Genomic DNA, 11,022 nt, shown 5'->3' with positions numbered 1-11,022 from the left:
CTTGAAGACAACAGGGGTGCTATCTTTATAAAAAAATAGCTGAGAAAATAACCCTTTGTACCTGATCTAATTAGTATTAGCGTAGGGAGTTTGTTTGATTATTTTTTCATATAAGAAATATCACTCAAACTCTTATTATTTATTTTTGAAATAATAGGAGATTAATCATGGAATATTTAGGCTATATAACGTTAAACATATCTTTAGTAATATATTTTATTCATTTTTTACCACAAACTATTCATAATCAGTTTAAGCATAAAACATTTGAAATTAGTCTCTGGACTCATTCTTTAATGATTTTTGCTAACTCTCTAGATCTTATATACGCAGTAGGATTTAATATGCAATGGCAATACATTTTGGTTGATATTATTCTTTTAAGTTTTTTAACTATTCAACAATTTCAGATCCTTAATGATAGAAGACAGAAAAATATAGTTATACATACCATATTCATTTTGATATTTTTATTAATGGTAATATATATATCTAAATTCATAACTCTAACCGAACAGACTTTATTATGGAGTGGGTCAATTAGTGGTGTTATATATAATGTATATTGGATACCTCAGATATATAAGAATTTTCGCCAAAAACAAGCTGAAGGGTTTAGTATTTTCTACTTAGGGCTTTCAGTGCTTAGTCTTATGTGTGATATAAATAGTGCTATATTTTTAGGCTGGCCTATGGTATCTGTAATAGTATCTAGTTGTTTACTTGTTTTAGTATCTATACAAATTATTCAATATTTTTATTATAAAGGAATGATATCAAAGCAAATATTAAAAACTTCTATGAACTAGAATTATAGGTCAGCATATTTTTTATGTTAGAATTAGTGATTAGTATTTTTAGACAAAGTTAAAGTATGAAAAAAATTATTAGATGTTTAGTATGTATCTTAGTTTGGGGTGTTTGTTCTCAAGTATTTGCATTAGATAATACCTCAAAAACATACACAGCTTATTCGATTGGTGATGCACTAGGTAAAGCTTCACATAAAAGCTTTAGTGCCATGAATCAAGAAATTATTAAGAAAGACTTTATCTTGGGGTTTGATGATACTATTTTAGATCATAAACCTGATGTAAATAAAATCTCCGATAAAGACTCCTATGAAGTCGGAATGATTATTGCAACTCAATACAAATCAAAATTAAAAAAAATGGTTGCCATAAACAAACCAAATTGTGAAGAGTTTATTAAAGGTTTTAATGATGGTGCTAATAGTAAAGATCAGTCTTTAACCTCAGAAGATAAAGAGATATTAAAACATTTTAGAATCTCAAAAGATGATGACAACTAGATAATATCAAGTAAATATGGTTGATAAATATATTCTGCTACTTTATTCTTAAGTCTAACTAACCAAAAGTCTTAAAAATTATAAATAAAATGCAAAGCTTAAAAGATATTCAAAACTTGATTAAACAAGATATTGAAAATAATAATCAATTTATAATTAATTCACTTTCATCAGAAGTGGTTCTTATTAATCAAATTAGTCACTATATTATAAATAGTGGCGGCAAAAGACTTAGACCTTTGTTAGTAATGCTATTTTCTAGAGCTTTAAATTATACTGGCAATGATCATCTAGCATGTGCTGCAATTATAGAGTTTATTCATACAGCAACTCTATTACATGATGATGTAGTTGATGACTCACACTTACGTCGAGGCAAAGAGACAGCTAATAATGTTTTTGGTAATGCTGCAAGTGTATTAACTGGAGATTTTTTGTACTCTAGGGCTTTTCAAATGATGGTGAGTCTAGATAATATGCAAATTATGCAAATATTAGCTGATGCTACTAATAAAATATCTGAAGGTGAGGTACTTCAATTATTAAACGCTAGAAATATTGAGTTGTCAGAGGAAGATTACACTAATGTGATATATTGTAAAACTGCTAAACTATTTGAAGCAGCATGTGAGTTAGCTGGAGTAATTAGTCTTGATAAACATAGCTATAGTAAACTTCAAAATAGTATTAAAAACTATGGTATTTACTTAGGAAATGCATTTCAAATAGCTGATGATGTATTAGATTATGTTTCTGATGCAGAAAGTCTTGGTAAAAATATTGGTGATGATCTTGATGAAGGAAAAATGACATTGCCAACAATTTATGCACTAGCAAATATCTCAAGTGTTGAACAAAAGAAAATAAAAGATGCCATTGAAAAAGGGCAATATGACATAAATGAAATTATTAATATTGTTAAAAACAGTGGTGCAGTCGAATATTCTTATCAAGTTGCATGTCAATATGCTGATAGAGCAAAAGAATCAATAAGTTTCTTACCAGAATCAGAATATAAACAAGCTATGATATTATTATGTGATTTAGCTGTGAAAAGAAAAAGTTAATATTTTAGAAAAATATTTTATTACTTAAAATCTTTGAGTGTAATTTCAAAAGCTAATGCTTGGTTAGGTCCTATTGTTGCAGGAGCTCTAGTTCCATATGCTTTATTTGGAGCGCAGTATAGTATAAATGTAGAGCCATTAGGTATTTTAGGAATTGCATCTTTCCAACATTCTATTAGATTTCTAAGAGGGAAAGTAGCACTCTCACTCGAATCAAAACTTGGTCCGATAAGTTTAGCTTCTTTTACATCATTAAGCTTAGATTTATCATCTTCATATGCTATTACAGGAGTAGTTCCTTTATAAGCAATAGTTACTGTGCTATCTATAGAAGCTTTTTTACCATCACCTTGTTTAATCATTTGATAGTAAACACCATCATTTACTTCAATAGCATTATCCATTTTAGCAATTTGTGACATAAACTCATCTGATTTAACCTTATTTAGCTTAGCTATATCTAACTGCTTTTTAATCATCCTATCTTTTAGGGTTTCCATATTTCTTCTAATCTGACTTTCAGAAATTCTAGGTTTATCACCATTGATAGCATCAGCAAAACCTGCGATTGTCTGTTTGTCATATAGTCCGAAATCTTGTCTAGCGATTCCAGACCCAACTTGATATCCGACTACGTAACTTGCATCAGAGCCCATTTTTAAACTGTTATTAACAGCTGAATCGTTTGTTTGTGCTTGTGTCGTAGTACTTGGACTAGCTGTAGTATTAGCTATAGTTTGAGTTTTAGCATCGTTAGTTGTTTCTTTGGTAGAGCATGAGCTTATTGTTAGTCCTAGAACAGTGCATGACATTATTGCTACTATTTTTTTTAGTTTCATCTTATCTCCTTATTTATCTTTGAATATCATTTTTAGTGATATTAAAAAAATCAAAAAGCTCTTTATCTAACATTTGAGATGGAGAAATATTTGATAGAGCTTTGAATATAACATTCTTTCTTTCAGGATTATTACTCTCCCATCTGTTAAGCATATCTTTTATGAATACTCTTTGCAAATTATCTTGTGAACCACATAGATTACAAGGTATTATAGGGAAGTTCTTTAATTGAGAGTATTCTAATGTTTCTTTTTCACTCACGAAAGCAAGAGGACGAATTACAATATTACGTTTATCATCGCTTAATAGCTTTGCGGGCATCGCCTTGATAGAACCGTTATAAAAGAGATTTAAAAAAAATGTCTCTATAATATCATCACGATGGTGCCCTAAAGCAATTTTGGTAATATTATTTTCCTCAGCAAAATCGTATAGAATACCACGTCTCATTCTCGAGCATAATCCACATGTTGTTTTACCATCAGGTATCACTCTTTTGACAACACTATAAGTATCTCTTTCAATAATATGAAATTCGATATTTTTAGTTTTAAGATAATTAGGTAAAACTTCTTCAGGAAAGCCTGGTTGTTTTTGATCAAGGTTTACAGCTACAATATCAAATTTTATAGGGGCTTTTTGTTGAAGAAGTAGTAGTATCTCAAGTAGACAATATGAGTCTTTACCTCCAGACAGGCAAACCATTATTTTATCGCCATCTTCAATCATGTTATATTGATTTATAGCTTGAGCAGTTTTTCTTAGAATTTGTTTTTCTAATTTTTTTAAAGATTGTTTATTTATTTCAGTCATTTTTTTCTAAAATCATTTTTTTTAGTTCATTAGGTATTTTTTGTAACCTATGTGTTTTGGGATTGTAACAAGCAAGTTTTGCACTTGCTTTTGTAATAACTTGTTCATCACCTACTAGACGTATTTCATACTCAAACTCAAGACTTGCAGCACCAATTTTTGCTATATATTGTGTTACCTCAATTTTATTTGGGTGTAATAATGGTAGTATATATTTACAAGTTTGTTCCGTAATCACTAGTTGGATTGAGTTTTGTGTGGCCCAAGCCATTAGCCCAGTGTTTTCATAAGCCCAAGTTGTTCGGGCTTCTTCAAAATAATTAAAGTAGGTACTGTTATTTACATGCCCATATTTATCAGTGTCAGCAAAACGAATATTAACGATATGTTTAAATATATTTGATTCCATTATTTACCTTTAGAAAATATAAGAAAGTAGAGGTTTTCGAGGTATTTCACAATTTTGTAGTTGTATAGCATATTTTTGAGCAACATCTGCAGTTTTACGTGCATAGTTTTTTAAAAATGAGTTATTTCTGTGACTACCTCTTTTATATCCACCAATACCTTCATGATATGCAAGATATAGGTCATAAGCATTTGATTTGCTTATACCTGTTTTGTTATGAACATTGTTCAAATACCAGCCTATAAAATCTACAGCATCAGCATAATCAGATCTTGAGACAAAAGATTGTTTCGTTTCTTTTTTATAGTGATCCCACGTGCCATCTAGAGCTTGTGCATAGCCATATGCGCTTGATGCTCGGCCTTTTGGAATAAATCCAAAATAATATTGCATAGAAGGTTGTGCATCAGCTCTAAAAGATGATTCCTGACGTATAAATGCCATCTGTATATTTAAAGGTATTCCCCAGCGGTCATAAGAATCAATCATATCATAATACCAGTCTGGGTATTGATGAATTATGCTACATGCATTATTAATGTTTTTGGGTGGCTCAGTTGAGCATGATCCCAATATCACTACGACTATCGTTAATGATAATAATTTAAGTATTTTTTTCATTATAAATTCCTATAAAAAACATCTACAACTTTGTCTTGGAATCTGCGTGCATTATAACGATCAGAATTTTTAAGATCATTAAGCATAATAGAGAATGAAATACGATGGTTTTTTGCAGTTAGAACATAACCAGATAATGTTGACACTCCTGATATAGTTCCTGTTTTTGCATGTACTCGACCAAGTAATTTACCTCCCATTCTATACGATATTGTACCACTCATACCAGATGCTGGAAGATAGTTATAAAACTGTTTACCAGCTTCACTATTATAAGCTTTGGTTAAAAAATCAACCATAAACTCTGGTGTAACTCTATCTAGATGTGATAGTCCAGATCCATCATACATACTCAAAGCAGAAGTGTCTAGCCTTAACTTTGTATATAATATACTTTGGACTGCTTCTGTGCCTGCTTTAGTTGAGCCTATTCCTTTTTCTTTTAAACCAATTGTATTTAGTATAGTTTCTGCATACAGATTGTCTGAATGCTTAAGTGTTTGATCAAAAAAATGCCCTATTGTTGCTGATTTTGTGATTAATTGTGTGTCATAACCAGCTGGGATGGTGTTGGTAATAAGAACATTGCCATGCTTTATTCCACTTGAACTCAAGAAATCGTTAACTGTATCGACAGTTTTAAGAGCGGGGTTCTTAATAGCTAGTTTAAACATCTTTTCTGCAGCTCTTGACAAGTAGCCACTGATATATAAAACATTATTATCATTCATAGATAATATAGTTGCTTTTGATGCGCTGGTATATTTTGCTGAATTTTTTATATCAATATTGCTAGCATTACTTAATTCAACAACCCTAGTTGTCAAGCTATTTGGATTTTTAACTAGTTTTATGACTGTACAGTTTCTATTTAGCGTAAAACTAGAAGCTGGTGCTCCATAGCATAATGTGCTATCCTCCTTTGACCAACCTTCTGGAACATATGGACCTGAGAATACTCCAACAAGATATACATCTCCAGTGATTTTAGATATTCCCTTTTCTGTTTTGATTTTTTCGATTAATGAGCTTAGCTGTCCTCCAGTAAGTGCCGGATCGCCTGTAAATTTAATATACATATCTCCATGTAAGGTATGATTATTTACTCTATTGGATGGGTACAAAATCGTAGTAGTAAATCTAAAATCATCAGGAATGGAGAGCAATCCAGAAACAATAGTGAATACTTTATTATTACTTGCTGGTTTCATAGATCTATTTTGAGCATAAGAGTACAAACTATTCCCAGTCATAGTTCTTTGAGTTGCTATGGCAATTTTAGTGTCAGCCAAGTTATATTTTTTTACTAGAGATTGTATTTCGCTACGAGTAGATGCATAAGAAGCATTTGTACTAATTACAAATATAGATAGAGCTATTAAAAGCTTAGTTCTTTTTACCAAAGCGATAAACCTGTGTAAGTTTCTAAAATTCTTAATTCGGAATAATAGCATTTTATGCAATATAAATATAGTGTGATAAATGTAATATCTGTTAACGAGGTATTAGTTATAAGCCATGTTGCATTTATCATCTTATATGATAGAATGGTAGCCTATAAATTTTGTTATGGGACTCTAAAAGTCCTATAGTTTGTTAGACTTATTAAACTGGCATTTAAGTGAGGTGAGAGGGTATGCCAAGCGTTAGAGTTAAAGAAAGAGAACCTTTTGATGTTGTTCTTAGAAGATTCAAAAGATCTTGTGAGAAGGCTGGAATAGTATCTGAACTACGTCGTAGAGAGTACTTTGAGAAGCCAACTTGGGCACGTAAAAGGAAGAAAGCTGCCGCTGTTAAAAGAGCTCATAAGAGCAATTATAATCGTTAGAAGGTAGTATATTATTTAATTCATCGTTGAGAGTTTAACTCTCCCTTTCACTAGGAATTCTTTTAATAAAATGTCACAAATTTTTGATCAATTGACTCTTGATATGAAAGAGTCAATGAAAAATAAAGATAAAAATAGATTAACTACTATTCGTATGGCTATGTCTGCTATTAAGCAGAAGCAAATTGATGAAAAAATTGAGATAACAGATGAGGTTGCTATAGCTGTAATCACAAAAATGATTAAGCAAAGACAAGATTCTTACACTCAATATATGCAGGCCGATAGAGCAGAACTTGCTGAAGGCGAGAAAAAAGAGATTGAGATCTTAACTAAATATATGCCTAAACAATTAAGTGATGAAGAGGTTGTTACTATAGTTCAAAAAGCAATAGAGTCTGTAGGAGCTACATCTATGAAGGAGATGGGCAAGATAATGGCTAGTGTGAAAAAAGAGCTTGCTGGTAGAACAGATATGAGTAAAGTGAGTGCTATAGTAAAATCAAATTTAGTATAAGTTCTAGATATAATCAGTATGGCAAAAAAGATTTCTAATAATTTTATAAAGGAACTTGTTGCAAATGCTGATATTGCTGATGTCGTATCTAGATATGTCAATCTAGCTAAATCTGGAAAAAATTATAAAGCCTGTTGTCCATTTCATAATGAGAAAACACCATCATTCTTTGTTAACTCACAAAAAAAGTTCTTTCATTGTTTTGGGTGTCATGAGTCTGGTGACGCTTTAACTTTTGTAAAAAAAATCAATAATCTAGATTTTATTGAGGCTGTTAAAACTCTTGCTGAAATTGTAGGCAAGCCGGTTGAGTATGAAAACTATTCTCAGGAAGATTTACATAAAGAACAGCTATTTAACAAGTGTATTGGCTTTTTAGCAATTGCCCAAAAATATTACCGTTGGAATCTTGGTAATTCAGCTTCAAAAGAAAAGGCTACAGCCTACCTTAAAAAAAGGGGAGTTAATAGTGAGTTGGCCAAAGTTTTTGGTATTGGATATTCCTCTGATGGATGGAATAATATTACTCAGTTAGCCAAATCTGTAAATGTATCAGAAGATATATTGATTGATACAGGACTTTCAATAAAAAATGATAAGGGAAATGTCTATGATCGTTTTCGCAATAGAATAATGTTTCCTATTAGAAATATTCAAGGTAATGTAATTGGTTATGGTGGTAGAGTAATAGATGATTCTGAAGGTGTTAAATATATAAATTCTCCTGAGACTATAGTTTTTCAGAAAAATAACATTCTATATGGGCTTTATGAATATAGAGAAAAGAAAAAACAATGTCCTGATTTATTAAATCAAAGCCTTATTGTTGTAGAAGGCTATATGGATGTTATAGGCTTAGCTAAATATGGTTTTTATTGTGCAGTGGCTACATTAGGAACAGCGTTCTCTCAAAATCATGCAAAAATATTGTTTCGTGAAAACAATTCTATTGTTTTATGTTTTGATGGCGATAGCGCTGGTCAAAAAGCAGCAGTTAGGACTATTAAAATAATTCTTCCTATTTTAGATGGTAATAAAAAACTTAGGATACTTACTTTAGAAAATGGTAAAGATCCAGATGACTATATTAAAGAATACGGTCTAGACAATTTTTCTAATTCATTAAAAAAATCTCAGCCTGTTTCAGATTTTATAATAAATTATATTATAGATGATAAAGATGTCTCTAAAGCTGAGTGTAAAGCAGAAATAGTAGAAAATTTGAAAGAGTTTTTGACTGATGTTGATGATAATATTTATTCAGAAAGTATTATTTCAACCGTTGCGGAGAAGATAAATATTAATTCTAATCAAATAAAGAATCTGCTTAAGTTAGGTAAACAAAAGCCAAATATAGATACCAATAATTATAAGACTAGACAAAAAAGACTATCTAGGAATATGTTACTTGAAGAAGTAATGTTGGCAGAAATTTTCGTCAATATTACTGATTTTCGTATTCTATTAAAAGAAAATAACTTTGAGATATTTGCTACTTCAAAAAATCTTGATATTCTTGTTAAAAGCTTGAAAATTCTTAAAGAAGACTCATCTAATGAAATAGAAGCTGTAATATTGATACAGTTGTTGGCAGAGGACTATCCTGACTATAGAGAGTATTTTTTTGAGTTGCTAAGCTATGGCATTGATAAAGCTAGAAAAAAATCTGATGGTGAACAATACTGTCATCAGATATTAAAAGATTTAAGAAGGATTGAAGCTAATAGTGTAAAAGAACAGCTTAATTATTTAGGATCTCTACCTTTTAGAACAGATGTTCAAGAGATGGAACGTAAGTATTTAGTAGCAAAATTGAGTAATAAAATATAAAAAATCTATTGGAGTATTAGTAGATGACAAGAGAAGATTTACTTTCTGATCTAAAAGATCTTATGGTTGATGGTAAAGAAAGAGGCTATTTAACTAGAGCAGATATTTTAGATGCATTGCCAGGAGATGTGTCAGAAGATCCAAAAAAATATGAAGAAATAGAAGCTATCCTCATAGATGCTGGTATTGATGTATATGATAGAACTCCTGAGTTGGATGAGGATGATGATGAAAGAAAAGTAAGTGAAGCAAACTTAGATGATTTAAAAGGAAAAACATCTGATCCTATTCGTATGTATATGCGTGAAATGGGGATAGTTGACCTTTTAGATAAAAAAGGTGAAACTGATATTGCTATTAGGATCGAAGAAGGTACTACTGAAGTTTTTAGTACTATTTTGAGTTATCCAATCGTTGTCAAAACTTATATTGAGCGTTTTCGTGAGTTAGAAGAGAAGGCGGTTGATTATATGGCTTCTCAAGATATTGAAGATGAACCAGTTGCTAAATATATTCGTTTTAATGAAATTATGGCTGGGTTTAGTGATGAACAAATAACTGAAGAAAAAGTTGCAGAAGATGATCATGATGAGAAGATTGATACTCAAAGGGCTTATGATTTCTTCACAAATCTTGAGAAAATGTTTGAAGAGTATCAAGAGAAGCCAAACAAAAAACTTTATAGCAAAATAGTCAAAGAGTTTGAAAGTTTGAGATTGTCTACTTCCCATTTACAGAAATTAGTTGATTATATTAGGCTTCCTTATGCAAGAGTTAAGGAGTTTGAGCGAAAAATTCTTAGATTGTGTGTGGAAAGATCAAGAACTCCTCGTCAAGAATTCATAAAAGTGTATGAAATAGGATCTGTTGAATGGCTACTGCCATTAACTAAAAAGTATAAATTTACAGATAATACTATTAAAGAAATCCATAATTTAACAAAACAAATTAATCAATTCCAGAGTCTGATGATGATGGAAATTGAAGAGCTCAAGAAAGTTAATATTGAGATTTCTAAAAGTGAAGCAAAAATTACTCAAGCTAAAAAGGAAATGATTGAAGCAAATTTGAGATTAGTTGTTTCTGAAGCTAAAAAATATACCAATAGAGGATTGCATTTCTTAGATATCATTCAAGAAGGTAATATCGGCTTAATGAAAGCTGTAGATAAATTTGATTATCGTAAAGGTTTTAAGTTTTCAACTTATGCGACTTGGTGGATTCGCCAAGCAATTACTCGCTCAATTGCTGACCAGGCTAGAACAATTCGTGTACCTGTGCATATGATTGAGACTATTAATAAAGTTAATAGAATTAAGCGTCAAATTCTTCAAGAAAAAGGTCGTGAGGCTACAGAGGAGGAAATTATAGAATATACTCCGAATATGACTAAAGATAAGCTTAAAAAGATTCTCAATATATCTCATACTCCAATCTCTATGGAAAGCCCAATTGGGGATGATGAAGACTCTACAGTTGGTGATTTTATTGAGGATAAAAATAATTATTCTCCGATAGAGGCTGCAAATTTAGAGAATCTAAGAGAAGCTATTAAGGAGCTTATTGATACTGGTTTAACTGAGAGAGAGGCAAAGGTTCTTATGATGCGCTTTGGTATTGGTATGAATACAGATCATACTCTAGAAGAAGTAGGCAAGCAGTTTAATGTTACTAGAGAGCGTATTAGACAGATTGAAGCGAAAGCTCTTAGAAAGCTTAAGCATCCTTCAAGATCAGCATTTTTGAAAACATTTTTATAATCTTTATAGTAAGCAAAATTTATTT

Annotated in this window: 11 protein-coding genes, 1 pseudogene and 1 riboswitch; of the genes and pseudogenes, 7 read left to right on the top strand and 5 right to left on the bottom strand. The window is 30.9% G+C overall.

What is annotated here, in order from left to right; translation table 11 throughout:
- The first annotated feature begins 2 nt into the window (after nucleotides 1–2).
- Nucleotides 3–106, top strand: a riboswitch (TPP riboswitch).
- A 61-nt stretch (nucleotides 107–167) separates the two neighbouring features.
- From ACKTR7_RS01230 to ACKTR7_RS01220, 3 genes are all read left to right on the top strand, one after another.
- Nucleotides 168–809: a PQ-loop repeat-containing protein gene (locus ACKTR7_RS01230; RefSeq protein WP_407876654.1), complete on the top strand. Its 642-nt coding sequence runs from the start codon at nucleotides 168–170 to the stop codon at nucleotides 807–809.
- 65 nt (nucleotides 810–874) lie between these two features.
- Nucleotides 875–1,312 carry a hypothetical protein gene (locus ACKTR7_RS01225; protein WP_407876653.1) on the top strand — a complete coding sequence of 146 codons (438 nt, stop codon included), beginning with the start codon at nucleotides 875–877 and terminating at the stop codon, nucleotides 1,310–1,312.
- 89 nt (nucleotides 1,313–1,401) lie between these two features.
- Nucleotides 1,402–2,379 (top strand): polyprenyl synthetase family protein, encoded by a 978-nt coding sequence (locus ACKTR7_RS01220; protein WP_407876652.1) that lies wholly within the window; start codon nucleotides 1,402–1,404, stop codon nucleotides 2,377–2,379.
- Nucleotides 2,380–2,399: 20 nt separating this feature from the next.
- On the opposite strand, the gene ACKTR7_RS01215 is transcribed toward ACKTR7_RS01220, so the two are convergent.
- From ACKTR7_RS01215 to dacB, 5 genes are read right to left on the bottom strand one after another with little or no spacing between them, the layout of a single operon-like run.
- On the bottom strand, nucleotides 2,400–3,218 hold the full coding sequence (locus tag ACKTR7_RS01215; protein WP_407876651.1) for an FKBP-type peptidyl-prolyl cis-trans isomerase N-terminal domain-containing protein: 819 nt from the start codon (nucleotides 3,216–3,218) through the stop codon (nucleotides 2,400–2,402).
- Nucleotides 3,219–3,231: 13 nt separating this feature from the next.
- Nucleotides 3,232–4,032, bottom strand: a complete 801-nt coding sequence (gene ttcA, locus ACKTR7_RS01210; protein ID WP_407876650.1) for a tRNA 2-thiocytidine(32) synthetase TtcA — start codon at nucleotides 4,030–4,032, stop codon at nucleotides 3,232–3,234.
- Nucleotides 4,025–4,441, bottom strand: a complete 417-nt coding sequence (locus ACKTR7_RS01205) for an acyl-CoA thioesterase (RefSeq protein WP_407876649.1) — start codon at nucleotides 4,439–4,441, stop codon at nucleotides 4,025–4,027. The genes ttcA and ACKTR7_RS01205 overlap by 8 nt, the downstream gene beginning before the upstream one ends.
- Nucleotides 4,442–4,450: 9 nt before the next feature.
- On the bottom strand, nucleotides 4,451–5,062 hold the full coding sequence (locus ACKTR7_RS01200) for a transglycosylase SLT domain-containing protein (RefSeq protein WP_407876648.1): 612 nt from the start codon (nucleotides 5,060–5,062) through the stop codon (nucleotides 4,451–4,453).
- Nucleotides 5,062–6,465: a D-alanyl-D-alanine carboxypeptidase/D-alanyl-D-alanine endopeptidase gene (dacB, locus tag ACKTR7_RS01195; protein WP_407876647.1), complete on the bottom strand. Its 1,404-nt coding sequence runs from the start codon at nucleotides 6,463–6,465 to the stop codon at nucleotides 5,062–5,064. The genes ACKTR7_RS01200 and dacB overlap by 1 nt, the downstream gene beginning before the upstream one ends.
- A gap of 233 nt (nucleotides 6,466–6,698) precedes the next feature.
- Between dacB and rpsU the strand changes: the two are divergent.
- From rpsU to rpoD, 4 genes and pseudogenes are all read left to right on the top strand, one after another.
- Nucleotides 6,699–6,897: pseudogene (gene rpsU, locus ACKTR7_RS01190) on the top strand (30S ribosomal protein S21).
- Between the two features lie 63 nt (nucleotides 6,898–6,960).
- The gene (locus ACKTR7_RS01185; RefSeq protein WP_222829725.1) at nucleotides 6,961–7,407 is read left to right on the top strand and encodes a GatB/YqeY domain-containing protein; all 447 of its coding nucleotides are present in this window, start codon (nucleotides 6,961–6,963) and stop codon (nucleotides 7,405–7,407) included.
- 18 nt (nucleotides 7,408–7,425) lie between these two features.
- Nucleotides 7,426–9,237, top strand: coding sequence for a DNA primase (gene dnaG, locus ACKTR7_RS01180; protein WP_407876646.1), 1,812 nt, complete (start codon nucleotides 7,426–7,428; stop codon nucleotides 9,235–9,237).
- Between the two features lie 23 nt (nucleotides 9,238–9,260).
- A complete protein-coding gene (rpoD, locus tag ACKTR7_RS01175; RefSeq protein ID WP_407876645.1) occupies nucleotides 9,261–10,997 on the top strand; it encodes an RNA polymerase sigma factor RpoD in 1,737 nt (578 codons plus the stop codon).
- The last annotated feature ends 25 nt before the right edge of the window (nucleotides 10,998–11,022 follow it).

It is taken from the genome of Francisella sciaenopsi (genome assembly GCF_045862875.1).
Taxonomy (GTDB): Bacteria; Pseudomonadota; Gammaproteobacteria; order Francisellales; family Francisellaceae; genus Francisella; species Francisella sciaenopsi.
This window is presented reverse-complemented; position numbering and strand designations above follow the sequence as displayed.